18 protein-coding genes are annotated in these 26,368 nt (G+C 63.3%); 12 read left to right on the top strand and 6 right to left on the bottom strand.

Features of this window, described 5'->3' with window-relative positions; translation table 11 throughout:
• Positions 1-87 precede the first annotated feature (87 nt).
• Positions 88-873 (top strand): IclR family transcriptional regulator, encoded by a 786-nt coding sequence (locus tag P0D68_RS26255; RefSeq protein WP_408301018.1) that lies wholly within the window; start codon positions 88-90, stop codon positions 871-873.
• A gap of 173 nt (positions 874-1,046) precedes the next feature.
• Here P0D68_RS26255 and P0D68_RS26250 read toward each other — a convergent pair whose 3' ends face one another.
• Positions 1,047-1,880, bottom strand: coding sequence for an EAL domain-containing protein (locus tag P0D68_RS26250; RefSeq protein WP_091800785.1), 834 nt, complete (start codon positions 1,878-1,880; stop codon positions 1,047-1,049).
• Between the two features lie 343 nt (positions 1,881-2,223).
• Here P0D68_RS26250 and P0D68_RS26245 point away from each other — a divergent pair, with 343 nt between their 5' ends.
• The 3 genes from P0D68_RS26245 to fahA are packed head-to-tail and all read left to right on the top strand — an operon-like array spanning position 2,224 to position 6,276.
• On the top strand, positions 2,224-3,588 hold the full coding sequence (locus P0D68_RS26245; protein ID WP_091796637.1) for an MFS transporter: 1,365 nt from the start codon (positions 2,224-2,226) through the stop codon (positions 3,586-3,588).
• 34 nt (positions 3,589-3,622) lie between these two features.
• Positions 3,623-4,969 carry a homogentisate 1,2-dioxygenase gene (gene hmgA / locus P0D68_RS26240; protein WP_408301016.1) on the top strand — a complete coding sequence of 449 codons (1,347 nt, stop codon included), beginning with the start codon at positions 3,623-3,625 and terminating at the stop codon, positions 4,967-4,969.
• On the top strand, positions 4,966-6,276 hold the full coding sequence (gene fahA, locus P0D68_RS26235; protein WP_408301014.1) for a fumarylacetoacetase: 1,311 nt from the start codon (positions 4,966-4,968) through the stop codon (positions 6,274-6,276). Before hmgA ends, fahA begins: the two co-directional genes overlap by 4 nt.
• A 122-nt stretch (positions 6,277-6,398) precedes the next feature.
• Here the strand turns inward: fahA and P0D68_RS26230 are convergent, their stop codons facing one another.
• The 3 genes from P0D68_RS26230 to P0D68_RS26220 form a co-directional block, all read right to left on the bottom strand.
• Positions 6,399-7,559 carry an MFS transporter gene (locus P0D68_RS26230; protein ID WP_408301012.1) on the bottom strand — a complete coding sequence of 387 codons (1,161 nt, stop codon included), beginning with the start codon at positions 7,557-7,559 and terminating at the stop codon, positions 6,399-6,401.
• Positions 7,560-7,711: 152 nt separating this feature from the next.
• Positions 7,712-8,878 (bottom strand): MFS transporter, encoded by a 1,167-nt coding sequence (locus P0D68_RS26225; RefSeq protein ID WP_408301010.1) that lies wholly within the window; start codon positions 8,876-8,878, stop codon positions 7,712-7,714.
• Between the two features lie 192 nt (positions 8,879-9,070).
• Positions 9,071-9,895, bottom strand: a complete 825-nt coding sequence (locus P0D68_RS26220; protein ID WP_408301008.1) for a crotonase/enoyl-CoA hydratase family protein — start codon at positions 9,893-9,895, stop codon at positions 9,071-9,073.
• Positions 9,896-9,982: 87 nt separating this feature from the next.
• Here P0D68_RS26220 and P0D68_RS26215 point away from each other — a divergent pair, with 87 nt between their 5' ends.
• Positions 9,983-10,600 carry a plasmid fertility inhibition factor family protein gene (locus tag P0D68_RS26215; protein ID WP_091796632.1) on the top strand — a complete coding sequence of 206 codons (618 nt, stop codon included), beginning with the start codon at positions 9,983-9,985 and terminating at the stop codon, positions 10,598-10,600.
• 53 nt (positions 10,601-10,653) lie between these two features.
• Here the strand turns inward: P0D68_RS26215 and P0D68_RS26210 are convergent, their stop codons facing one another.
• On the bottom strand, positions 10,654-11,652 hold the full coding sequence (locus P0D68_RS26210) for a 2-hydroxyacid dehydrogenase (protein WP_408301005.1): 999 nt from the start codon (positions 11,650-11,652) through the stop codon (positions 10,654-10,656).
• Between the two features lie 441 nt (positions 11,653-12,093).
• Here P0D68_RS26210 and aspT (P0D68_RS26205) point away from each other — a divergent pair, with 441 nt between their 5' ends.
• The 5 genes from aspT (P0D68_RS26205) (at position 12,094) to P0D68_RS26185 (ending at position 20,476) form a co-directional block, all read left to right on the top strand.
• Positions 12,094-13,776, top strand: coding sequence for an aspartate-alanine antiporter (gene aspT / locus P0D68_RS26205; RefSeq protein ID WP_408186727.1), 1,683 nt, complete (start codon positions 12,094-12,096; stop codon positions 13,774-13,776).
• A 141-nt stretch (positions 13,777-13,917) separates the two neighbouring features.
• Positions 13,918-15,600 (top strand): aspartate-alanine antiporter, encoded by a 1,683-nt coding sequence (gene aspT, locus P0D68_RS26200; protein ID WP_408301003.1) that lies wholly within the window; start codon positions 13,918-13,920, stop codon positions 15,598-15,600.
• A gap of 91 nt (positions 15,601-15,691) precedes the next feature.
• The gene (locus tag P0D68_RS26195) at positions 15,692-17,356 is read left to right on the top strand and encodes a bifunctional aspartate transaminase/aspartate 4-decarboxylase (RefSeq protein WP_408186728.1); all 1,665 of its coding nucleotides are present in this window, start codon (positions 15,692-15,694) and stop codon (positions 17,354-17,356) included.
• 152 nt (positions 17,357-17,508) lie between these two features.
• Entirely contained in the window at positions 17,509-18,732 is a 1,224-nt protein-coding gene (locus P0D68_RS26190; protein ID WP_408186732.1) for a pyridoxal-phosphate-dependent aminotransferase family protein, read from the top strand.
• A gap of 1,291 nt (positions 18,733-20,023) precedes the next feature.
• The gene (locus P0D68_RS26185) at positions 20,024-20,476 is read left to right on the top strand and encodes a hypothetical protein (RefSeq protein ID WP_408301001.1); all 453 of its coding nucleotides are present in this window, start codon (positions 20,024-20,026) and stop codon (positions 20,474-20,476) included.
• A gap of 358 nt (positions 20,477-20,834) precedes the next feature.
• Here P0D68_RS26185 and P0D68_RS26180 read toward each other — a convergent pair whose 3' ends face one another.
• Positions 20,835-22,046, bottom strand: a complete 1,212-nt coding sequence (locus P0D68_RS26180; RefSeq protein ID WP_408300999.1) for an MFS transporter — start codon at positions 22,044-22,046, stop codon at positions 20,835-20,837.
• A gap of 389 nt (positions 22,047-22,435) precedes the next feature.
• Here P0D68_RS26180 and xdhA point away from each other — a divergent pair, with 389 nt between their 5' ends.
• Both xdhA and xdhB read left to right on the top strand, forming a co-directional pair.
• Complete coding sequence (gene xdhA / locus P0D68_RS26175; RefSeq protein ID WP_408300997.1) at positions 22,436-23,959, top strand: xanthine dehydrogenase small subunit; 1,524 nt, start codon at positions 22,436-22,438, stop codon at positions 23,957-23,959.
• A gap of 29 nt (positions 23,960-23,988) precedes the next feature.
• A complete protein-coding gene (gene xdhB, locus P0D68_RS26170; protein ID WP_408300995.1) occupies positions 23,989-26,355 on the top strand; it encodes a xanthine dehydrogenase molybdopterin binding subunit in 2,367 nt (788 codons plus the stop codon).
• The last annotated feature ends 13 nt before the right edge of the window (positions 26,356-26,368 follow it).

Below are 26,368 nucleotides of genomic sequence, written 5' to 3'. Positions count from 1 at the left end.
CTTGCTTGACTAAACGTGCGTGAAGCTTGACTTAAGTTCCGCTATGCGAAACAATGTTTTGCAAACCACGTCCGAGTGTATCACCCCATGACGCCTGCATCCACTCCCTCCGAACCGCTCGACGAGCGCAAATTCGTCGTCGCCCTCGCACGCGGGCTGGATTTGCTGCGCGCGTTCAAGCCGGGAGAAACAATGCTCGGCAACCGCGATTTCGTCGAACGCACCGGCTTGCCGAAGGCGACCGTCAACCGGCTCGCCTACACGCTGACCGTGCTCGGCTATCTGCGGCTCGACGAAACCTTGGGCAAATATGCGCTCGACGCCGGTGTGCTGTCGCTCGGTTTCGCGCTGCTCTCGGGCACGGACACGCTCGAACTCGCTCGCCCGCACATGCGCACGTTCGCGCGCGAGGTGGGCGCGGCGGTTTCGCTCGGTTGCCGCGATGGGCTCGACATGATTTATCTGGAGACGATTCGCAGTGAAACCGCGTTGACGCTCGGACTCGCTTCCGGCTCGAAACTATCCATGTTGACGAGTTCGATGGGGCGCGCCTATCTCGCCGTGCAACCGCTCGACGTGCGCGCCGCGTTGCTGGCCGAACTGCGGAAGGCGGCGGGCAAGGAAGGCGACGAACTGGTCGCCGATGCGGAGAAAGAAATCGGTGCCTTCGCCGCGCAACGCTGCTGCTATTCGTTCCGCGCGTGGCACGACGATGTCAATGCGGTTGCGGTGCCGTTTCGCGAGCCGCGCGAAGGCCGCTGGCTGGTGCTGAGTTGCAGCGGGCCGGCTTCGTCGATGGGAGAGGAGGTGTTTCGTGACAATGTCGCGCCGCGGCTGAAGGCGCTCGCGCGGCGTTTGGGCGATACGGGCTGAAGCGGCGCGGGTGCGGCTACGTGACTTGGCTCACGTCTGCTCGACCGGGCTCGACGAGATCAATCAGTTCAACCGCCAAACGGCTCAACGGCTCAACGGCTCAACCGCTCAACCGCTCAACCGCTCAACCGCTCAACCGCTCAACCGCTCAACCGCTCAACCGCCCAACCAACTCAAACCGCCCGGTCGTGATAATGCGCATTGAACAACGGCCCTTGCACGAAGCGCACGTCGTATTGCTGCAAAGCGTCGAACTGCGCTTCATCCACCACACGATTGAAGATCAGCGGAATCCGCAAGCGGCCGGCATAACCCACTAACGGTTTAACCGTCGCATCGCGCAAAGCGGTGCCCGCATCCATCTTGAGGAAGTCGAGCCGCGCGGTCTCCGACACCGACAGAATCTGTCCCGCGTTGGACAGATTGCCCGCCACCTTGAAGCCATAGTGCTGATAGCTCTTGGTCAGATAGCCGAGAAAAGTCTTGTGCGCGACCGCCGCAGCCGGCAACTCGATCACCACCCGCGACGGGTTCAATCCGAACGACACCAGCACGGTCGAAAAATGCCGCCCGTGGTCGTACTTCACACTCTTGAGCAGCCGCTCGTGTACCCGAAGAAAGAGCAGCCCATGCCTCTGCGCGCCGAAGAAATTGATGGCGTGCAGCGCGCGTGACATGCGGTCGAGTTCGACGAGATCCCGATCGTCGGCGATCCGGTCGAACGGATCGAACACGTCGGACGGCGCAGCGTCGAGCAGGTGCGTGACAGCCTGAAAGCCGAGTTCGTCGCCGAACCGGTCAACCCCCTCGGCCCCGGACGAAAGCGACTGCGCCAACGCATGCACGCTGATATCGAAGATCGGCTCGTAGGCGCTGGCGAGTTCCAGCTCTTCGAACCGCGCCAGCGCGACGTCGTGATGCAGGCCTTGCCCCATCGCCAGATGCGCGCCGAGAAACGGATGATCGGCGGCGCGGGCAATGAGAGCGGGGATGGTCGGCGGAATCATGTAGACGTATGGATGGCGATGGAGAGGCGCGCGGCAACGCAATCCGGTTGCCGCATCCATTGATGGTAGCAGTCCGCACCGCGCTCACATGAACAAATTGCTCATAACGTTATCCGCCGAACGCTTGCATCCACGGGCCGCGGCGCGTTTGCGCAGCGGTTTTTCAGGGTATACGTTAATTTCACTATCCGTAATTCGTTTTACTATACGTAAATCGTAGCGCGCCTGCGATGGCGGGAATATTTGTGCCGCGTGGCCTGCATGTACCGGACACGCGCGCTTTTGGGCCGGTTCGGCCGCACCGCCGCCTAACCACCCAATGAGCAAGAGGGGAGACGACCCAATGAGCGCTAAACCGGCGGCGGCCGCCGCGAACGTCATCGAAGTCGAGCGCGTGCTCGGCGAAACGCATCACCCGGCATTCCAGTTGATGCTGCTCGTTTTATGCGGGCTGTGCCTCGTGATCGACGGTTTCGACGCGCAGGCCATGGGCTACGTCGCGCCGAGCGTGATCGGCGAATGGCATGTGTCGAAAGCGGCGCTCGGTCCGGTGTTCAGCGCCAGCCTGTTCGGCATGCTGCTCGGCGCGCTCGGGCTGTCGGTGCTGGCTGACCGCGTCGGCCGCCGTCCGGTGCTGATCGGCTCGACGTTTTTCTTCGCGCTGTCGATGCTCGCCACGCCTTTTGTCACGACGATCCCTGCCTTGATCGCACTGCGCTTCATCACCGGGCTCGGACTCGGCTGCATCATGCCGAACGCGATGGCGCTGGTCGGCGAATTCTCGACACCCGCGCATCGCGTCAAGCGCATGATGCTGGTGTCGTGCGGCTTCACGCTGGGTGCGGCGCTTGGCGGCTTCATCAGCGCCGCGCTGATTCCGGCTTACGGTTGGCGCGCGGTCTTCTGGGTTGGCGGCGCAGTGCCGTTGCTGCTCGCGCTGGCCATGCTTGCCGCGCTGCCGGAGTCGCTGCAATTCCTGGTGCTCAAGGGCCGCAGCGAGCGCGCCTTGCGCTGGCTCGCGAAGTTCAACCCGGCGTTGACGATCGATGCGAACACGCGTCTCGTTGTGCGTGAGAAGGGCAACGACGGCGCGCCGGTCGCTGAACTGTTCCGCGCCGGCCGTGGCCCGGTGACCTTGATTCTGTGGGCGATCAGCTTCATGAACCTGATCGATCTGTATTTCCTGTCGAACTGGCTGCCCACCGTGATGCGCGACGCCGGCTATTCGCCGAGCACGGCGGTGATCGTCGGGACGGTGCTGCAAACGGGCGGCGTGGTCGGCACCTTGCTGCTCGGCTGGTTTATCGAACGCTTCGGTTTCGTGCGCGTGCTGTTCGTCTGTTTCGTGGGCGCGGCGCTGGCGGTCGGCACGATCGGCACGGTAGCGCATGCGTTGCCGTGGCTGTTGATTGTCGTGTTCGCGGGCGGCTTCTGCGTGGTCGGCGGACAGCCGGCGGTCAACGCGCTGGCGGGCCATTTTTATCCGACCACGCTGCGCTCGACTGGGATCGGCTGGAGCCTCGGCATTGGCCGGATCGGTTCGGTGATCGGGCCGCTAATCGGCGGTCAACTGATTGCGCTCAATTGGTCGAACGCGTCGCTGTTTCATGCGGCGGCCGTGCCGGTGCTGTGCTCCGCGCTGCTGGTGATCGCGCTGGCCGCGGCGACGCGCCAACGCGGCCGCCCGTCCGAGGCGCAGACCGCGTGAGATGACGAGATCGAGTATCAACGGAGAACCTTGCATGGATACCCAAACACGTACGCCTAACACCGCCAGTTCGCGGCTTGAAATCGAGCCGGGCTATCAGTCGGGCTTCGCGAACGAATTCGCGACGGAAGCTCTGCCGGGCGCGTTGCCCGAAGGCCGCAACTCGCCGCAACGCGCGCCCTATGGTCTGTACGCCGAACAGGTGTCGGGCACGGCGTTCACTGCGCCGCGCGGTCACAATCGCCGCTCGTGGCTGTACCGGATTCGTCCGGCGGCCGTGCATAAGCCGTTCACGCCGCTGCCGTCGGAGCGCCTCGTCGCCAACTTCGCCGAGGTGCCACCGACACCGCCGAACCAGTTGCGTTGGGACCCGCTGCCGATGCCCGCCGAGCCGACCGACTTCGTCGACGGCTGGGTGACGATGGCCGGCAACGGCGCGGCGGAATCGATGAGCGGTTGCGCGATTCATCTGTACGCGGCGAACCGCTCGATGCAGGACCGCTTCTTCTACAGCGCCGACGGCGAATTGCTGATCGTGCCGCAGCAAGGGCGCCTCCATATCGCCACCGAAATGGGCCGGCTCGACGTCGAGCCGTTCGAGATCGTGGTGATACCGCGCGGCGTGCGCTTCGCGGTGAGCCTGCCGGATGGTACGGCGCGCGGCTATATCTGCGAGAACTTCGGGGCATTGCTGCGTTTGCCGGATCTTGGCCCGATCGGCTCGAACGGCCTCGCCAATCCGCGCGATTTCCTCACGCCGCATGCGGCCTACGAGGATCGTGAAGGCAAGTTCGAACTCGTCGCCAAGCTGAACGGCAACCTGTGGCGAGCGGACATTGGCCATTCGCCGCTCGACGTGGTGGCGTGGCACGGCAACTACGCACCGTACAAGTACGATCTGCGCCGCTTCAACACGATCGGCTCGATCAGCTTCGACCATCCGGACCCGTCGATCTTTCTGGTGCTGCAATCGCAAAGCGACACGCCGGGCGTCGATGCGATCGACTTCGTGATCTTCCCGCCGCGCTGGCTGGCCGCCGAAGATACGTTCCGCCCGCCCTGGTTCCATCGCAACGTCGCGAGCGAGTTCATGGGTCTCGTGCACGGCGTGTACGACGCGAAGGCCGAGGGTTTCTTGCCGGGCGGCGGGAGTCTGCATAACTGTATGACGGGTCACGGCCCGGACGCGGACACGTTCGAAAAAGCCTCGCATGGCGACACGTCGAAGCCGATGAAAGTCGGCGACACGATGGCGTTCATGTTCGAGACGCGCACGCTGATCAAGCCGACCCGCTTCGCGCTCGAAACCGCGCAATTGCAGGCGCATTACTACGAGTGCTGGGAAGGTCTCAAGAAACACTTCAATCCGGAGCAACGATGAACGCATTGAGCGATCTTCAGGCGACGCTCGATCCGTCGCGCAAAAGCTGGGTCGAGTCGGCCAACGAGCCGAGCAACGATTTCTCGATTCAGAATCTGCCGTTCGGCATTTTCAGCGACGCTCTGAATGCGACGCGCCGCGTGGGCGTGGCGATCGGCGACAGCATCGTCGATCTGGCCGCGCTCGAAAGCGCGGGTCTGCTGAGCGTGCCTTCATCGGGTGCGGGCGAGAGCGTGTTCGTACGCGACACGTTGAACGATTTCATCGCGCTGGGACGCGACGCATGGCGCAGCGTGCGCGTTCAGTTGAGCAAGCTGCTGTCGCGCAATGACGCGACGTTGCGCGACGACGCCGAGCTGCGCAGCCGTGCGCTGATTCGCCAGGCCGACGCGCAATTGCATCTGCCGGTGCAGATTCCTGGCTACACCGATTTCTATTCGTCGAAGGAGCATGCGACGAACGTCGGCTCCATGTTCCGCGATCCGAAGAATGCGCTGCTGCCGAACTGGTCGGAGATGCCGATCGGCTACAACGGACGCGCGTCGTCGGTGGTGGTGAGCGGCACGCCGGTGCGTCGTCCTAACGGACAGTTGAAGCTGCCGGATCAGGAGCGTCCGGTGTTCGGCGCGTGCCGCAAGCTGGATATCGAGCTCGAAACGGGCTTCGTGATCGGCGCTGGCAACGCCCTGGGCGAGCCGGTTGCGTGCGCGGATGCCGAAGCGCATATCTTCGGCATGGTGCTGCTGAACGACTGGAGCGCGCGCGATATCCAGCAATGGGAATACGTGCCGCTGGGGCCGTTCAACGCGAAGACATTCGCGACCACGATCTCGCCGTGGATCGTGACGCTCGACGCGCTCGAACCGTTTCGCGTCGCACAGCCGGCGCAAGATCCGCAGCCGCTCGACTACCTGCGCCACGACGGCGAGCATGCTTTCGACATCACGCTGGAAGTGACGCTGCGCCCAAAGCAGGCAGAGCGGGCGAGCACGATTACGCGGACCAACTTCAAGCACATGTACTGGACGATGGCGCAGCAGCTCGCGCATCACACGGTATCGGGCTGCAATACGCGCGTGGGCGACCTGATGGGCTCGGGCACGATCAGCGGGCCGACGGAAGATTCGTTCGGCAGCCTGCTCGAACTGACATGGAACGGCAAGAAGCCGCTGGAGTTGCAGGAAGGCGGCACGCGCAGTTTCATCGAAGACGGCGACGAGTTGACGCTCGCGGGTTGGTGCCAGGGGGAGGGTTATCGAGTGGGCTTCGGTGTGTGCGCTGGGGAGATTTTGCCGGCGTTGAGGTGACGCTGAAAGACCGCGCGAGCGGCACGCAAGCCGCATGACGAAAAACGGGGAAGCCAGGATGAATGGCTTCCCCGTTTTGCTATTCGCGCATGATGACGCGGTGACACCTTCAAGGCAGGCTATCAGCCGACGCTCCCCACCGGCGCATGCCGCTTCTCCCACCAGACCGCGCCGAGAAACGCCAACGCCGCAGCGAGCAGCACGCCGACCATCGCGTCGTTACCCACACGCTTCATCAGCGCACCGGCCACCAGCGGGCCGCCGAAACTGGCCGCGCTCCACGAGGCGCCCACAAGCGAGCTGGCCGACACCAGCGCGACACCGCGAAAGCGTTCACCGCAGGCCACCAGCGAGAGCGTGTAGATCGCGCCTGCCGCCGCGCCGAGCACATAGAGCAGCGGCCAGCAAAGCCACGGTGAAGTGGCCGCCCAAGGCAGAAACGGCAGTAACGCTACGACGACCACACCGCAACCGATATGCACCCGCTCGCGGCCGAGCCGGTCGGCGAGCCAGCCGATCGGAAACTGCATCGTCGTATCGCCAAGGAGCAGAGCCGAGGCGAACAGCACGGCCACCTCGCTCGTGATGCCGTGCGACATCGCGAAGAGCGGCAGCAACGAGAGCGCGATCGTGTCGAACAACGCGAAGAAGCCAGTGCCGATCACGAGCGCCGGCATCTGCGGTAAGACACGACGCCAGCTGCCGTGCGCCGCGTGCTCGTCGTCGGAGGCTTGGGGCGTCGTGCGGATCGCGGCAAGCATCGGCAGCGCCAGCAGGAAGATCGCGCCGCACAGCAGGAAGCGCCAGTGCGCGAAGCCCGCGATTTGACTCACCAGCACCGGCCCCGCCATCTGGAACAGCGTGAAGTTGGTGGCGTAGATGGCGACGACGCGGCCGCGCGAGGCGTCGTCGGCCAACTGGTTGACCCAGGCTTCGCCGATCGTGAAGAGGAGCATCAGTGCCGCGCCGCACAGCACGCGCAACACGGCCCAGAGCCACAGGTTCGCGGTGAGTTGCATCAGCGCGGTGGCGAGCGCCACCACCAGCACGGCACCGACGATCACCTGGCGGCCGCCGAAGCGCGCCGCGATCCAGCCGGCGAGCGGCACGATGACGAGCCCGCCGCCCGCTTGCGCGGCCGTCAGCAGACCGACCACGTCGGTGCCATAGCCGGCCTGCGTGAGCGCGAGGGCCGTGAGGGGAAGTGTCGCGCCGCTGCCGAGTCCGACAACGGCGACACTGAGGATCAAAGCGAGGAAATCGCGAGTGAGGATGACTTTCATCGGCCGAGATGCTACTACGGCCGCGAGTCATGCGCAGTCTGGATCGAGGTTGCGATGCGAGCCGTTGCTGCGCCGGCTGGCCGGCACGAGTGTGGCCGTGAGTCGTCGCGCAGGGTACGGATAAGCGGCGATAAGGGCGCCGATCAGGCCAATCAGCCCGCCACGGCGACCCGTTGCGCGCGCCGGTCGAGCGACACCGACCACAGCGTCAGCACCAGCGCGCCGATCGAGGTCGCCACGCCGACCCACGGCAGCGTCGTGAGCGGCGCGCCCGCGCCGATCGCCATGCCGCCGAGCCACGCGCCCGTCGCATTGCCGAGGTTGAAGGCGCCCTGGTTCAAGGTCGAAGCCAGATTCGGCGCATGGCTCGCGCGGTCGACGATCAGCATTTGCAGCGGCGGCACGATGGCGAAAGCCAGAACGCCCCAGGCGAAAATCGTGATCATCGCCGGAATTTCGGCATGCATGGTGCCGGCAAAGATGGTCAGGATGACGACGATCGCGAGCAGAAACGCCACCAGCGAAGGCATCAGCCGCCAGTCGGCGAGCTTGCCGCCCAGTGTGCTGCCCACCGTCAGGCCGAGACCGAACAGGAGCAACACGAGGGTCACGGCATGCGGCGTAAAGCCGGTCACGTCTTCGAGAATCGGCGTGATGTACGTGAAGGTGGAAAAGAGACTCGCCGATGCGAGCACGCTGATGCCAAGCACCATCAGCACTTGCGGGTTCTTCAACACGCTGAATTCGCGGACGAGGCTCGCCTTCTGCATCTCGATCTTCGCCGGCAGGCACACGGCGAGCGCGGCTGCCGCGACGAGGCCGATGCCCGTCACCGCCCAGAAGGTGGCGCGCCAGCCCACCGCCTGGCCGAGCGCGGTGCCGAGCGGCACGCCCAGCACGTTGGCGAGCGTGAGGCCCGTGAACATCAGCGCGATGGCTTGCGCACGGCGGTTCGGCGCGACGAGGCCGGCAGCCACCACCGAACCGATGCCGAAGAACGCGCCATGGCAGAACGCCGTGACGATGCGCGCGGCCATCAGCACCGCGTAACCCGGCGCAACCGCGCACAGCAGATTGCCGACGATGAACACGCCGATCAGACTCATCAGCGCCTTCTTGCGCGGCATGTTGGCAACCGCGATCGCGACGATCGGCGCGCCGATGGTGACACCGAGCGCATACGCCGACACCAGCATGCCGGCCGCCGGGATCGAGACGGCCAGGTCGCGCGCGACATCGGGCAGCAGCCCCATGATCACGAATTCGGTGGTACCGATTCCAAAAGCGGCAACGGCAAGGGCGAGCAGAGGCAAAGGCATGATGAAGGAGCGTGAATCGGCGCGACGGGGGAACGTCGCGCGGCCGGCGCGCGTTTTCGGGGCGAGAACGCGTGCGCCGGACAAGGGGGTAAAGCAGTAGGGGATTCTACCTAAGTCAAAACAGCCTTGCTGAGCGTCAGGGCCGTTGTTGTTTTTCGCTGAAAACCGCGGCGGCTCGAACTCGCTTTTTGGCTAACGTGGGCCGTCGCCGGTATCGAAGATGTTGCCGTGGCGGCCTGCGCCTCCGGCGAAACGCGCCGCGCCGGCCACGCCTTCTTCGAAGACGGCCTGATAGCCGCCCGCGCCTTCGCGACGCAATGCTTCCGCGAAATCATCCAGCATGCTGTTTTCCAGCACGGAGCGGCGATCGGCGAGCAACGCCGCCTGCGGCAACGCGGCCAGCTCCGCCGCCATCTGTTCGGCTGCCGCGCGCGCCGTGCCTTTGGCTACGACGCGGTTGGCGAGGCCGAAGCTGAGCGCTTCCTGCGCGCTCACCGCGCGGCCGGTCAGAATCAGGTCCAGCGCGCGTGACAGTCCGATCAGACGCGGCAGGCGGATCGTGCCGCCGTCGATCAGCGGAATTCCGATACGACGGCAGAACACGCCGAGTACGGCGTCGTCTTCGACTACTCTCAGATCGCACATTGCGGCCAGTTCCAGACCGCCCGCGACCGCATAGCCGGCAATCGCGGCCACAACCGGCTTGCTGAAGCTCGTGCGCGTCGGTCCCATCGGGCCGGGGCCGCGACCGTCGGCGTGCAGCTCGTTGCGGCGGGTGTCGTCGGCGAGAGCGGTCAGGTCCGCGCCGGCGCAGAAGGTGCCGCCCGCACCGAACAGCACCGCCGCGCGCCAGGCCGGCTCCGCTTCGAAGCGGGCGAACGCGGCGCTGAGCGCCTGCGCGACAGGACGGTCGACGGCATTGCGACGCGCGGGCCGCTCAAGAACGATCGTGGCGACGCCGATATCCTCATTAGCTTCGATGCGCACGTGGTCATTGAAATTATGCGTGGTTACCATCGTTGTCTCCGTATCGATCCGCGTTACCTGCTCATTCGGGTTTTCGCGCGGTGTGTTCATGCAGCGTAGTTAATACCGTGGCCTGTCATGCTTCTTTCACAATCGGCTCGTAGCTTTAGCGCTCTCCTAACGCGCTGGCGATATTTCGCCGGCTTATCGAGCCTGCCTTTGCCCTTGTCCAATTCATCGTCAACCGCCGCGCCGGCTTGTGCCGAGACGGTTTGGACCGTGCCGCTGCAAGAGCATTCATGGTACGACCATGTGCGCCTGAAACGCGTCTTCGTCACGGATGGCACGCGCCATCAGGTCGTGCTCGTCGACGTTCGCAAGCTGCTCGTGTGCGCCGATCGCGACAACACCGATTATGTTTTGAAGCCGGTCGCCGAATGGCATTCCGGCAAGGTGCGCGGCATTCGCGAGTTTCTCGATCCGGAGAACCCGCGCATTCCGCAGATGCCGTACGTGACGATCTCGACGCGTCGCGGGCCGGGTCTGCTCGGCTGGTTCGGGCTGGAGCGCGAGGGCGTGGTGGCCTTCCGCAATGGCCAGCATCGCGCACGCTATCTGGCCGACGCGGGCGCGCGCTGGTTTCCGGTGGAAGTGCATGAGCGCGAAGCGATGTTGCTGCGTGAGCTTTGCGGCGCGGCGGACGACGCGCGCACGGCGGTCCGCGCGACGCCGCTGAACGGCAGCGGCGGAGTTTAAGCGGGCGTGCGCATGGCGATCCAAGCGACACCGCAAAACAACAGCAGTGGAATCTAAACCGCCGCGCGCACCACGTTGCGCGGCGTGCCGGCCTGCCACGCCGCGACGTTCGCGAGCGTGGTCTGGGCGATCTCGCTCATCGCCTCGCGGGTGAAGAACGCCTGGTGCGCGGTGACGATCACGTTCGGGAACATCAGCAGGCGCGCCAGCACGTCATCCTGCAACGGGAGGTTCGAGTGATCCTCGAAGAACAGGCCGCCTTCTTCTTCATAGACGTCGAGCCCGAGGTGGCCGAGCTGGCCGTCCTTCAACGCGCCGATCAATGCATTGCTTTCGACGAGACCGCCGCGGCCCGTGTTGATCAGCATGGCGCCGCGTTTCATCTTCGCGAGCGCGGCGGCGTCGATCAGATGGTACGTGCCCGCCACCAGCGGACAATGCAGGCTGACGACATCGGACTCGGCGAGCAGCGTGTCGAGCGGCACATAGCGGGCGCCGAGCGCGAGCAGATCGTCGGCGGGCGTGCCGGGATCGTGCGCCAGCACCTGCATGCCGAAGCCCGCCATGATGCGGCCGAACACACGACCGATCATGCCGGTGCCGATCACGCCCACGGTCTTGCCGTGCAGATCGAAGCCGAGCAGTCCATGCAGTGAAAAGTCGCCTTCGCGCGTGCGTGCGGCGGCGCGCGGCAAGCGCCGGTTCAGCGCCAGGATCAAGCCGACCGCATGCTCGGCCACGGCGTGCGGCGAGTAGGCGGGCACCCGCGCGACGGTGATGCCGAGGCGTTCGGCCGCGGCCAGATCGACGTGATTGAAGCCCGCCGAGCGCAGCGCGATCATGCGCGTGCCGCCGGCATGGAGCCGCTCCAATACCGCCGCATCGACGCTGTCGTTGACGAACGGGCACACCACTTCATAGCCTTGGGCGAGGACGGCGGTCTCGCTGTCGAGGTGCGATTCCTGGAAATGCAGCTCATAGCGGTGTGACGCATTGGCTTCGCTGAACGTGTCGCTGTCGTACTGGCGGCTGCTGAAAAGAATCATGCGCATGTCGGACTCCGAAGATGGCGTGCCAATGCTAAAGATCATTTTTTGCGAAGATGAATTGGCCAGGAGTTGAAAATAATATTGACAGCTTCGCCGAACTACAATATTTATTAAAAAAGCAGTCTTAAGAAAGCATGTTCACTCATGCTGTAATAATTGGCCATCAGCAGACTAAGTCTTTTTCACGGCGTTGGGCTACTTCGCGAGGAAAGAGTGACTGTCGAGCTATCGGAAATTCGTTCCACCGCCACACAGCCGCTGCAATGCGGCATTTCCCCTTGGACGCGAATCGCGTCATTCTATTGCCATAAATTGTGTTTTCACTCAGCCGCTATGCCGGTTGAGTAATGTGGCGCGACATACTGGGTGAAAATGAATTCATTGGTATTTGGGGAATGAATCTTTCGGCATCCTGCCAATCAACCCAAAAATCGGCGAGCCAACATGATCGGTGAATTGCTGAGATCTCAACCCGAGATCGCGCTGTTCGCAAGCCTTGCAATCGGATATTTCATTGGCTCGTTCCGCATCGGACCCATTCAGCTGGGCGGCGTGTGCGGCACGTTGATCGTCGCGTTGCTATTGGGCCAGACAGGCGCACGCCTCGCTCCCGATCTGAAGAACATCGCGTTCGCGTTGTTCATCTTCGCGCTGGGCTTCACCGGCGGACCGCAGTTCTTCGCCAATGTCGGGCGCGGCTGGCGCTACGGTCTGCTGTCGGTGGTCGAGATCGTTTCCGTGCTGGCGCTGATCATGATCGCCGTGGTCGTCATGCGGCTCGACGCCGGCACGGCGGCCGGTCTACTGGCCGGCGCGGCGACGGAGTCGGCCGTGATCGGCACGGCGTCCGAGGCGATTTCCAAGCTCGGCTTCAGCGATTCCGAAACGCTGCGCTTGCAGGCCAACATCGTGACGGCGTACAGCGTGAGCTACCTGTTCGGCCTGATCACCATCGTGCTCTTCACGAGCCAGTTCGCGCCGCTGCTGTTGCGCGTCAATCTGCGCGACGAAGCCGAGCGCGTGTGGCGCAAGCTCGGTGGCGACGGCGCGTATGGCGAGGGTCAGCGCGCTGCCGCGCCGGCGCTCGTGGGCCGCGCGTTCGAAGTCGGCGCGGCGGCCGGCACGACGATCCGGGCATTCGAACAGCAGTACGGCTTCAACCTGACGGTCGAGCGGGTCCGGCGCAATGGCGCGGAGGTGCCCGCCGAACCGCAACTCACGCTTGCGCGAGGCGACGTCATTCTGGTGGGCGGGCGGCGCGAAGCGATCGTGGCGGCCGCCGCAGGTCTCGGTGCCGAAGTGGACGGCGCGGACTTCGGCCAGGTGATGGCCGAGAAGCTCGACGTCGTGCTGACACGCCGCGACCTGCACGGCCTGACGGTCGCGCAGGTGCGCGAGCAGGCGGCGCCCGAAAACGGCCGCGGCGTCTACATCGCGGCGGTCACGCGACTCGAGACCACAGTGCCCGCGCTGCCCGGCACCGAACTCAATCGCGGCGACGTGCTCACGCTGGTGGGCGGCAAGGCGGATGTCCTGCGCGGCGCGAAGCGTCTGGGCTACGTGGTCGCGGCCACGCAGAAGACCGACTTCGTTTATCTGGGGCTCGGCGTGCTGGTCGGCATGGCGATCGGTCATCTCGGCGGGCGGGTCGGCGGCGTGTCGATCGCGCTCGGCACGGGCGGTGGCTGTCTGCTGTCGGGGCTGCTGTTCGGCTGGATCCGTTCGCGTTATCCGGTGATCGGCTCGCTGCCTTCGGCGGCGGCGCAAATCCTCAAGGACTTCGGCCTCGCCACTTTCATCGCCGCGGTGGGTTTGTCGGCGGGACCGGACGCCATCAAGCTGGTGCGCGAGTACGGACTCGCATTGCCGGTGGCCGGGATTCTGATGGTGCTCGTGCCCGGTCTGCTGTCGCTCTGGATCGGCCGCATGTTTCTCAAGCTCGAGGCGCCCATGCTGCTCGGCGCGATCGCAGGCCAGCAATGCAGCACGCCAGCGATCAGCGCACTGGTGGGCGTTACCGGCAACTCCACCCCGGTGATCGGCTACACGATCACGTATGCACTCTCGAACATTCTGTTGCCGCTAATGGGGCCGGTGGTAGTCGGCCTCGCCGGGAAATTCCACTAGGCGGCCAGATGTGCCGGGCGTGGCAAGCCATGCCACGTTTGGCCGATGCAGCAGACGGCACGCGCGGCGCGACACGATTGCGCCTCGCCTGCGCGGGCAGCAACCAGTACTCAGTATCGCAAACTATCCAGCGAGGGCACGATGGACTGGCTACATCATATTTTTCAGAAATCTCCGGAGATGGCGCTATTTCTGTCGCTCGCGGCCGGGTACTTCATCGGACAGATCAACTTCGGCAAGTTTCAGTTGGGCGGCGTGGGCGGCTCGCTGCTGGCTGCGGTGGTGATCAGTCAGGCGGGCGTGACGATCGACAACGGCGTGAAGTCGGTCATGTTCGCCGTCTTCATCTACGCGGTCGGCTACGACTCCGGCCCGGGCTTCTTCAACTCGCTGAACCGCAAGACGCTGCGTGAGATTGCCATGGCCGTGTTTCTGGCGGTCACCGCGCTGATCACCGTGGTGGTGTGCGCGAAGCTGTTCCACCTCAACAAGGGGCTCGCCGCCGGACTCGCGGGCGGCGCGCTGACGCAATCGGCGATTATCGGCACGGCGGGCGACGCGATTGCGCGTCTCGGCCTGCCCGCCGATCAGGTCAAGTCGTTGCAATCGGACGTGGCGATCGCCTACGCGGTGACCTATGTGTTCGGCTCGTTGGGCGCGATCATCGTGTGCGTGAATATCCTGCCCAAATTCATGGGCCAAAGTTTGCGCGATGCCTCGCTCGAAGTGGAACGCGAACTGACCTCGGGTGCGACGGCTACCGGGCCGGGCCAACTCTCCGCGTTGCCCGAGATGGTCGGCCGCGCGTACACGATCGATGTCAGCGCCGGGAAAACGGTGAAAGCCGTCGAGACGCAGCATCGAGACCTGTTGACGATCGAACGGATCAAGCGTGACGGCCAGCCGCTCGACCCGGCGCCCGATCTGGTGCTGAAGCCCAACGACGTGGTGCTCGTGGTGGGGCGCCGCGAGGCCGTGGTCGAATTCGGCGCGGCCGGCGGCGAGGTTGCCGCCGTCGAAGATGTCGGCGTCGTCATGCAGACACGCGAAGGCGTGTTCACGCGCAAGGGCATGAACCACACGACGATCGCCGCCGCGCGGCAAGTGGTGGATCGCGATATGCGGCACGGCGTCTACATCCAGAGTATTTCGCGTGCCGGTCAGCCACTGCCGGTACTGCCGGAAACCATCCTGGAGCACGGCGACGTCATCACTTTCTACGGTTCGCCGAAAGACACCAAGCGCGCCGTCGAAGCGGCCGGCTACGAGCTGCCGTACACCAACAAGACCGACTTCATCTACATGGGCGTCGGCCTCGTACTCGGTCTGCTGATCGGGCTGATCGTCGTCGACGTCGCCGGCATTCCGCTCACGCTCGGCTCGGGCGGCGGCTGCCTGCTGGCCGGGTTGCTGTTCGGCTGGATGCGCGGCAAGTATCCGATGTATGGCGTGATGCCGACGGCGGCCTCGCAACTGCTGAAGGACTTCGGCCTCGCGGCCTTCGTGGCGGTGGTCGGTTTGAACTCCGGCCTGCAGGCGGTAGTCACCGTCAAACAGAGCGGCTTGACGATCTTCCTGCTCGGCGTGTTCGTCACGTTGTTTCCGTTGCTGCTCACCATGCTGTTCGGCCGCTACGTGCTGAAGTACAACAACGCGGCCATTCTCGCGGGGGCGCTGACCGGCTCGCGCAGTGCGAATCCGGCCTTCGGCGGCGTGCTCGACAAGGCGGAAAGCTCCGTGCCGACCGTGCCGTTCGCGATCACGTACGCGATCGCGAACGTCGCGTTGACACTGCTCGGCCCGCTCGTGGTCGGGCTCGTGTAGCGCGCGTCTATCGATCTCTGTTACGCCGGCGCTAACCGGGCGATCGTTCGCCGCGCCGGCATCTTTCACCAGGCTCATTGGAGAACGCATCATGGCAAAAGAGAAGGGCGACAAGAAACGTGCGGATATGGCGCAACCGGGCATGTCGGCACTCAGCCCGTTCGAGTTGAAGGACGAACTGATCAAGGCCGCCGGCGGCAGCGCCGTGGAACGACCCGCCAATGCGTCGATGCTCAACGCCGGGCGCGGCAACCCGAATTTTCTCGCGACGATTCCGCGCCACGGCTTCTGGCAACTCGGTCTCTTTGCGATGCGCGAGTCGGAGCGCTCGTTCGCCTACATGCCTGAGGGCGTGGGCGGCTTTCCGCGGCACGACGGCCTCGAAGAGCGCTTCGATCTGTTCCTGCGCGAGAACAAGGGCGTGGCCGGCATCGACTTTCTGCGCGGTGCGGTGTCGTACGTGCGCGATCAGCTGGGTTACTCGGCCGGCGACTTTCTGTATGAAATGTGCGAGGGCATTCTCGCTTCCAACTACCCGGTGCCGGACCGCATGCTGAAGCTGTCCGAACTGATCGTCGGGCAGTATCTGCGCAAGGAGATGATCGGCGACCATCCTTTTGTCGGCGAATTCGACATATTCGCGGTGGAAGGCGGCACGGCCGCGATGACGTATATCTTCAACACGCTGCGCGAGAATCACCTGATCAAGGCGGGCGACACGATCGCGCTCGGCATGCCGATCTTCACGCCGTACATCGAGATTCCGCGCTTGAACGACTACCGGTTGAACGTCGTCAATCTCGAAGCCGACGTGGCCAATGGCTGGCAGTATTCGAAGAAGGAACTCGACAAGCTGCGCGATCCGAAGGTGAAGGCGTTCTTTCTCGTGAACCCGAGCAATCCGCCTTCGGTGAAGATCAATGACGAAAGCCTTCAATACATTGCCGAGATCGTCAAGGAACGGCCCGATCTGATCCTGCTGACCGACGACGTGTACGGCACCTTTGCCGACGACTTCGTGTCGCTGTTCGCGCTCGCGCCGAAGAACACCATTCTCGTGTATTCGTACTCGAAATATTTCGGCGCGACCGGCTGGCGCCTCGGCACGATCGCGACGCATCGCGACAACGTGCTCGACAAGCTGATCGCCGAGTTGCCGAAAGACACGAAGAAGCAGTTGCACGAGCGTTACGAATCGATCACGACGGAGCCGGACAAGCTCAAGTTCATCGACCGGCTGGTGGCCGACAGCCGCACGGTCGCGCTGAATCACACCGCGGGTCTGTCGACGCCGCAGCAGGTGCAGATGGTGCTGTTTTCGCTGTTCTCGTTGATGGACACGCCGGACGCCTACAAGAACGCGTTGAAGCGTTTGATTCGCAAGCGCAAGCAGGCGCTTTACGAAGAGGTCGGCATTTCCTTCGAGGACGATGATCCGAATCAGGTCGACTACTACACGATTCTCGACGTCGAATTCCTCGGCGAGCGGATGTTCGGGCGTGAGTTCGTCGATTGGCTGTTGAAGAACACCCAGCCATCCGAAATGCTGTTCCGCCTCGCTCGCGAGGCGCGGGTCGTGCTGCTGCCGGGGCTCGGCTTCGGCACGCAGCATCCGTCGGGGCGCGTGTCGTTGGCGAACCTGAACGAAGCCGACTACCGGCAGATCGGGCGCGCGTTGCGCAAGCTGATCGAAGAGTATGTCGAGCGTTTCAACGCGGCGACCGGTAAGAAACTCGACAAGACCACGGTGAAATGACGGCTTTGTCGACGGTGTCGTGGCGTCACGCATAGTCAAAAAACTTGCGCAACTGCGCGGATCGGTGAATGATCGAACCGGCGGCCTCGCCAGCGTCCATGCTGGCGGGGCCGTTTGCTCCTTCGCGCCCTGACATTCACGTACCGATCATCATGCCGACTTCATCATTCACATCCGCCTCGTTCGCAGTGCCCTGTCCGGTTGTCGAGTCGCTCGACGCCATTCTTCCCGAAGAGCCGCTCCTGATGATGGGCGCCGGCCCCGTGCCGATTCCCGCGGCCGTGGCGAAGGCCAACGCGATCGTGATCAATCACCTGGGCGCAACGATGGTGAAGGTGATTGGGCAGGTGAAGTCGATGGCGCGCTATGTGTTCCAGACGAATTCGAAATGGGTGCTGGGTGTGGCCGGACCCGGCTCGGCCGCGATGGAGATGGCGATCTCGAACCTGGCGTGGGAAGGCACGCGGGTGCTGTCCATCAAGAACGGTTTTTTCAGCGAACGGATGGCGGAGATGGGCCGGCGCGTTGGCGCGCGGGTGAGCACGCTCGATGTTGCCGACCGGACGGTGGCGAGCCTCGAAGAGATTGCTGAGGCGATCCGGCGCGAGCGTCCCGAGATCGTGACGGTGGTGCAGGGCGAGACGTCCAATACGGTGTGGAATTATCGGCTGAAGGAAATTGCCGCGTTGGCGAAAGCGGCCGGCGCGCTGGTGATCGTCGATGCGGTTTGCACGTTGAGCACGATGCCGTTGGAGATGGATGCCTGGGGGATCGATGCGGTGATTACGGGTGGGCAGAAGGGGTTGTCGTCGATTCCGGGCGTGTCGTTGATTGCGTTTTCAGATGCGGCGTGGGAGAGGGTTAAGGGGCGCACGGCGCCGAACGCGCATTGGTGTCTGGATGCGAGGCTTGCTGAGAATTTTTGGCATAACGCGGGGTATCACTATACGGCGCCTGTTTCTGGAGTTCTGGCTTTGCATGAGGCTTTGCGGCTGGTGTGTGCTGAGACGCTCGAGAAGCGGTTTGCGCGGCATTTGAGGTGTTCGCTGGCGTTGCAGGATGGGGTTGTGGCGATGGGGCTTCGGTTGTATGCGCCGGAGGCTTGTCGGTTGAATTCTGTTGTGGGGATTGAGGTGCCTGATCGGTTTAGTCCTGCGGATGTTTGTGCGCATATTTCGCGGATGCATCAGGTGGAGATTTCGGGGTCGTTTGGGTTGCCGATTGTTCGCGTTGGGCAGATGGGGGAGCAGTGTCGGGAACATAATCTTTTTCGGACTGTGCATGCGCTCGGGCGGACTATGGTTGATCTTGGGGTTAAGGTGGATTTGCCGGCGGGGGTTGCGGCTTTGGAGAGAGGGTTGTCGGGGGGGAGGTGATTGGGTCTTTTGCCTGCTCGGAGGAGGTTGTTTGTTGGTGGTGGTTTTTGGTGTTGGCCTTTCCTTGATTTGTTTGTGGTCTATTAGCGTTGCCCCTGTGCGGGGCGGCACCTACTTTCTTTGCCGCGGCAAAGAAAGTAGGCAAAGAAAGCCGCTTTGAACCGCCAGCCTTAAAGCGGGTCCCCCGCGCAGTCACGGTAGTGGTCCATCTGGAATCGGGGTTCTCGCGCATTCGGCCGCAGTGACAAGGGCGTCATACTTCCCGCCTCGCGCTCCGCGCTCGCCGGAAGGGCTGTTCAAAACTAGTGGTTTTAGTTGGGCGCGTGGGGGCCGTCGGCTTCGCCTCGGCGATGGCGCTCGGCCTGTGATTTCAATGCGATCCACGCGCCACATGCCTCTTGCATTCCAGCAGGACCGCGGCGGCGCATAATCAATTTGTGCGCGGTGGGGGCCGTCGGCTTTGCCTCGGCGTTGGCGCTCGGCCTGTGAGTTCAATGCGCCCCGCGCGCCAAACGCCTCTTGCATTCCACCAGGACCGTGGCGGCCCATCATCAATTTGTGCGCGGTCGGGCCGTCGGCTTCGTCTCGGCGGTGGCGCTCGGCCCATAAGTTTCAAAGCGCCCCGCGCGCCAAACGCGCCTCTCATTCCAGCACAACGGGGTTGGCCCATGTCAATTTATGTGCGCCGCAGGCCGCTGGCTTCGACCCGCGAAGATCGCGCGGACGGTAAGGCTCAATGTGCTCCCCGCACCAAACGTGACTCGCTCTTCAGCAGAGCAACGTCGGTCCATGAATGGTCGCTGATTTTTGAAGGCAACTGGACACATCTCGCCTCCCAAAAATGTCGTCACGCATGAATTGATCATGCATCTCGCTAATCGGATTGGGCGCACGCTTTGCGAATCATTCGCTGCGGTTTTTGCGGAAGTTTCTTCTGCGTCGTAGTCCTTTACTCTGGCAGATCATTGGGCAATTTCGGAATTGGTTGCCGCGTACGCGTTTTAGCTCGTTCGGGTGATCGCTCGCAACGCGATATGTTTAAACTCGTTTTGTCGTGTACTTCACGACAACAGGTTTCGCAGCCTGCCTCACGCAGAACTCGCATGCTTGCACTAGCAAGTGCGCGGCTGCCTTTGCACGCCTGATCACAATGGGCGGGCCTTGGCGGGGGAGCCCTACGGCTCGCCGGTTCTTGGTTCTGTGTGCCGGTCTGCGAATCCCGTCAATGTGCCCGCTCACCACCGTACAAGCGCGAGGTGAGCGATCCAGACAAGTTTAGGGAGATCGCGCCATGAGTAAATCTGTCAAACGTTCACGGACCACAACGCGGCCGCCCGTTGACGCGGTTCAATACGAGAAACTGGCGCTGTCCGCATTCGGATTGATCGAACGGCAATTAAGCCAATTAGACAAATTGGCGACGCTTGTGGCCTCGATAGTTAGGAGTCCGGCTGTGACAAGGGAGGAGAGACATCGCCAGCGACGATTGCTGGAACTGTTGCTCGACATCGTTGAGGACTACCAATACGAAGTCGAGACTGACCGTGAGCTATATCAGGTCATTGCGCTGGACGCGAGGGGAGTGGTGCAAAGCCGGATCACAGCGCGCCATGCAGCGAAAGTTCTTGCAAAAGCGACGCGGAGGGCATCCGAAACCCGAGAAGACCGTAACGAGACGCAAGCCAAGCACAGCGAACCAGCACGATTCAAAACGATCGCTCGAACGAGAGCGACTGCGCATTGAGAGTCACGGAACACTGCTGCGCCGGACCGGACCGGACCGGAGCCAGGGCCAAGGGCCAGGCGCCGGAAGCCGACCGTTCCGACGAGCGCGGAGCGCGAGGCGGGAGGTATGACGGCCTTGTCACTGAGGCGGAATGCGCGAGAACCCCAATTCCAGATGGACCACTACCGCGGCTGTGCGGGGAACCCGCTTATGAGCTGGCGGTTCAAAGCGGCTTTCTTTGCCTCCTTTCTTTGCCGCGGCAAAGAAAGGAGGTGCCGCCCCGCACAGGGGCAACGCCAATAGACCACTAACAAAGCAAGGAAAGGCCAACCCCCGAAGATCACAAAAAGCCTAAACACCAAGCACCAAAAAAACCTCAAAGCGCCGCAGGCAAATTAGTAACCTTAGCATTCCGAAGATAAAGCAGAGTAGAAAGCCCAACACCCGCAGCAGCGGCAACCGCCGCAAAAAGAAACACCGACCCATACCCAAACTCACCAGCGATATACCCGGCCAACGGCCCAGTAATCCCCAACGAGAGATCGAGAAAAACCGAATAAGCCGACAAAGCCGCCCCACGACTAGCCGGCGGCACAAGCCCAACCGCCTCGACCCCAAGAGCCGGAAACACCAAAGCAAACCCGAACCCAGTCAAAGCCGCACCAGCAAGCGCAACATGAGGCTCAGGCGCCAGCCACAACATCAACAACCCGGCGCATTCAAACGAAAACGAAGCAATCGCGACTCGAAACCCGCCATAAGTCTTGATCGTATTGGCAAACAGCAACCGCGCCCCGATAAACAGCGTCCCGAACACCGTCAACGAGAGCGCCGCATTCGGCCAATGCTTCGCCGCATAAAACAGCGTAATGAAAGTCGCGATCGACCCAAACCCGGCCGACCCGAGCGCCAACCCAATCCCATGCGGCAGCACGCGAGTAAACACACTGCGGTACGACATCCGCTCGCCATGCACGATCGGCACCGGCGCGATCGGACGAGCAAGATAAAACCCGAGCGCCGCCAGCAGAATCACCAGAATCCCCAACGCGGCAAACCCAACCGTGTGTTCGATCGCCACGCCCAGCGGCGCACCGATCGCCAGCGCGCCATACGTCGCGATACCGTTCCACGAGATCACCCGCGCATTGTTGCTCGTGCCCACCCGGCCGATCCCCCACAGAATCGCACCCGTGCCGCACAAGCTCTCGCCGAATCCCAACACGAGCCGGCTGCAGACCAGCAGCCCCAGGCTCAGCACGGGCCAGCGCCCGCACAGCACAGCCAGCAACAGCAAAACCCCGCTCGCGCCACACCCCATCAAACCAATCGTCACCGTCCGCTTCGGCCCCAACGTGTCCGCGGAACGGCCAGCCAGCGGCCGCGACGCCAGCGTCGCCAGATACTGCACGCTGATGGCGGCACCAGCCAGCACGGCGCTGTAACCGAGGTCGTCGTGGACGTAGCCCGGCAACACCGCAAGCGGAATTCCGATCGTCAGATAGCAAAGAAACGTGAAAAAGACGACCGGAATGATCTGCATGGTCGTCGCAAATTCGCTGCGAGGTGTCGCTGAGTCGGTGGACATGGGGAAAACGAGACTTGAATTCGGCGGGAAGGCGTGATTTTCCCATGGAACCGGTTTTCTTGCAGGATTTGCTTAATAATTCATCCGACAAAAATCGCTTTCCGGAACCCTATAGTGATCCATTTTCGACCCGACGGCGCCTGTTTTCTCAGCAAGTCCGCTCGGAACGCGCTCGCTCAGATTGGCCTTTTATCCGTATAAAATATAAAAATACGGCAAAAATATCATCTCACCATAAGTTAACCGCCCCTCAAACCTATCTCGATATCGTTCTGCGGATATGTCCCGCATGCGATCACCGCTATGGGTTGTATTTATTGACGGTGATAGTTTTCGAACCATCCCTGCTGCACGTCCCACGGACACAGAACATTCGAGAGTAACGAGACATGACTGAGCCGATTCGCTTCTATCACCGCAACGCGATCCGTGAGATCAAGGACGCGCCCGTCACCCGCACCGTGCTGCAGTATCTGCGCGAGGACGCGCATTGCACGGGCACGAAGGAAGGCTGCGCCGAAGGCGACTGCGGCGCGTGCACGGTCGTGATCGGCGAGCGCAACGAAGCGGGCGGCGTCGACTTCAAGGCGGTCAACGCCTGCATCCAGTTCGTGCCGACGCTCGACGGCAAGGCGCTCTTCACCGTCGAAGACTTGCGCCAGCCGGACGGGTCGCTCCATCCCGTGCAGGAAGCGATGGTCGAATGTCACGGCTCGCAGTGCGGCTTCTGCACGCCGGGCTTCGTCATGTCGATGTGGTCGCTCTACGAAAAGCACGGTCACGAGCACAGTTGCGCCAACAAGACGGTGCCGTCGCGCGAGGCGATCAGCAACGCGCTGACGGGCAACCTGTGCCGCTGCACGGGCTACCGCCCGATCGTCGACGCGGCGGTGCGCATGTTCGAAGCGCCCGCGCCGAAAGCGCCAGTCAATGTCGAGGCGCTCGCCACCACGCTCGCCACGCTCGAGCGCAAGGACACCTTCCACTACCAGCACGCGGGCCAGCAGTTCGACGCGCCGCGTACGGTCGAAGCACTCGCCAGGATCAAGGAAGCCGAACCGGCCGCGCGCATTCTCGCCGGCAGCACGGACATCGGCCTGTGGGTCACCAAGCAGATGCGCGAGTTGGGCAATATCGTCTACGTGGGGCAGATCGCTGAACTGCAGAAGCTGGAGACCAACGACGAATGGATCGAGATCGGCTCGGGCGTCAGCGTCGAAAAAGCCTATGCGGAGATCGCGAAGCAATATCCCGAACTGATTGAAATGTGGCAACGCTTCGCGTCGCTGCCGATTCGCAATGCCGGCACGCTTGGCGGCAATATCGCCAACGGCTCGCCGATCGGAGATTCGATGCCCGGCCTGATCGCGCTCGGCGCACGTGTGATCGTTCGCGGCGGCGAGATCGAGCGCGAGATGCCGCTCGAGGACCTGTACCTCGCGTATCAGAAGAAGGACATGGCGGAGCATGAGTTCGTCGTCGGCCTGAAAGTGCCGACGCGCACCGGCGTGCGTCGGAACCTGCAATTCCGCACCTACAAACTGTCGAAGCGTTTCGATTCGGATATCTCGGCGGTGTGTGCCGCGTTCGCATTCATCGCCGACGGCAACCTGATTCGCGAGCCGCGCATCGCGTTCGGCGGCATGGCCGCCACGTCCAAGCGCGCGACCCATGCGGAAGCCGTACTGCGCGACGCCGAATGGCACGAGGCCACGGCGCAGGCCGCGATGCTCGCGCTCGGCAACGACTACGCGCCGCTGTCGGACATGCGCGCAACCAGCAACTATCGCCTCGAATCGGCGAAGAACACGTTGTACCGCTTCTGGCTCGAAACGCGTCCGAACAACCCGCTGCCGAAGAGCGCGCTGGATGTGCGCGCGGTCGCTGCGGCCTGCGCACCGGTCGGTGCCTGAGACGACGAAAGGATACGGAGAACACAACAATGAATCAGCATGCCGAACCGTTCCTGAAAGACCTTCAGGATCTCGAAGACTTCACCCAGGTTCACATCTCGCGTCCGCACGAGTCCGCGCATCTGCACGTAAGCGGCCGCGCCACCTATACCGACGACATTCCGACGCTCGCCGGCACGCTGCACGCAGCACTCGGCCTGTCGACGAAAGCGCACGCGAAGATCGTCTCGATGTCGCTCGACAAGGTGCGCGCCACGCCGGGCGTGGTCGCCATCTTCACCGCTGACGATATCCCGGGCGTGAACGACGTCGGCCCGATCATCCACGGCGACGATCCGATTCTCGCCGACGGCCTCGTGCAATACGTCGGCCAGCCGATCTTCATCGTGGTCGCGACCTCGCATGAAACGGCGCGTCTCGCGGCACGCCGCGCGGAAATCGTCTACGAAGAATTGCCGGCGATTCTCACCGCGCAGCAGGCGCGCGCCGCGAACCAGCACGTCCTGCCGCCGATGAAACTCGCGCGCGGCGAAGCCGGCAACAAGATCGCCCGCGCCGCGCGTCGCGAGGCCGGCGAGATGCTGCTCGGCGGCCAGGAGCAGTTCTATCTGGAAGGCCAGATTTCGTACGCGGTGCCGAAGGACGACGACGGCATGCACGTCTACTGTTCGACGCAGCATCCGACCGAAATGCAGCACATGGTCGCGCACGCGTTGGGCGTGGCGTCGCACAACGTGCTGATCGAATGCCGCCGGATGGGCGGCGGATTCGGCGGCAAGGAATCGCAATCGGGTCTGTTCGCGTGCTGCGCGGCGCTCGCCGCATGGAAGCTGCTGTGCCCGGTGAAACTGCGTCCGGACCGCGACGACGACATGATGGTCACGGGCAAGCGCCACGATTTCCACTACACGTACGAAGTCGGCTACGACGACAAGGGCGTGATCGACGGCGTGACGGTCGACATGACCTCGCGCTGCGGTTTTTCCGCCGACCTGTCCGGTCCGGTGATGACGCGCGCGCTGTGCCACTTCGACAACGCTTACTGGCTCTCGGATGTCACGATCGACGGCTTCTGCGGCAAGACCAACACGCAGTCGAACACGGCGTTCCGCGGCTTCGGCGGCCCGCAAGGCGCGTTCGCGATCGAATACATCATGGACAACGTGGCGCGCTCGGTGGGCGAGGATTCGCTCGACGTGCGCCGCCGCAATCTGTACGGCAAGACCGAGCGTAACCAGACGCCGTATGGCCAGATCGTCGAAGACAACGTGATTCACGAACTGATCGACGAACTCGAAGCAACGAGTGAATACCGCGCGCGCCGCGCCGCGATCAACGAGTTCAACGCGAACAACGAAATACTGAAGAAGGGCATGGCGCTCACGCCGGTCAAGTTCGGTATCGCGTTCAACGTGACCCACTTCAACCAGGCCGGCGCGCTCGTGCACATCTACACCGACGGTTCGGTGCTGGTGAATCACGGCGGCACCGAAATGGGCCAGGGCTTGAACACGAAGGTCGCGCAGGTCGTCGCGCATGAACTGGGCATCGGCTTCAACCGCATTCGCGTCACCGCGACCGACACCAGCAAGATCGCCAACACGTCGGCGACGGCGGCCTCGACGGGCTCCGATCTGAACGGCAAGGCCGCGCAGGACGCCGCGCGGCAGTTGCGCGAACGCCTGTCGGCGTTCGCCGCCGAGCGCTTCGGCGCGGGGCAGGTGAGCGCGTCGGAAGTGCGCTTCGTGCACGACCGGGTCGTGGTCGGTGAAATCGTCGTGCCGTTTGAAGAAGTCATCGCGAAGGCTTACGTCGCGCGTATTCAACTCTGGTCGGACGGCTTCTACGCGACGCCCAAGCTGTACTGGGATCAATCGAAGCTGCAAGGCCGGCCGTTCTACTACTACTCGTACGGCGCGGCGGTGTCGGAAGTGGTGATCGACACGTTGACCGGCGAAATGCGCGTGCTGCGCGCGGACGCATTGCACGACGTGGGCGCCTCGCTGAATCCGGCGCTCGATGTCGGCCAGGTGGAAGGCGCGTTCATTCAGGGCATGGGCTGGCTCACGACCGAAGAACTGTGGTGGAACGCGGGCGGCAAGCTGATGACGCATGCGCCGTCCACCTACAAGATTCCGACCGTCAACGATACGCCGCCCGACTTCCGCGTGCGCCTCTTCAAGAACCGCAATGCGGAGGACAGCATCCACCGTTCGAAGGCGACCGGCGAGCCGCCGCTGCTGCTGCCGTTCTCGGTGTTCTTCGCGGTACGCGACGCGGTGTCGGCAGTGGGCAACCACAAGGTCAATCCGCCGCTGAATGCGCCCGCGACCAGCGAGGAAATCCTCAGGGCGGTCGGCGCGGTGCGTGCCGCCACCGCGGCGGCACAGCAATAAGCGAATCGATAAG

Source organism: Paraburkholderia sp. RL17-380-BIE-A, from assembly GCF_046028085.1.
Classification (GTDB): domain Bacteria; phylum Pseudomonadota; class Gammaproteobacteria; order Burkholderiales; family Burkholderiaceae; genus Paraburkholderia.
The sequence above is the reverse complement of the archived record's forward strand: the minus strand, read 5'-3'. Positions and strand labels throughout refer to the sequence as shown.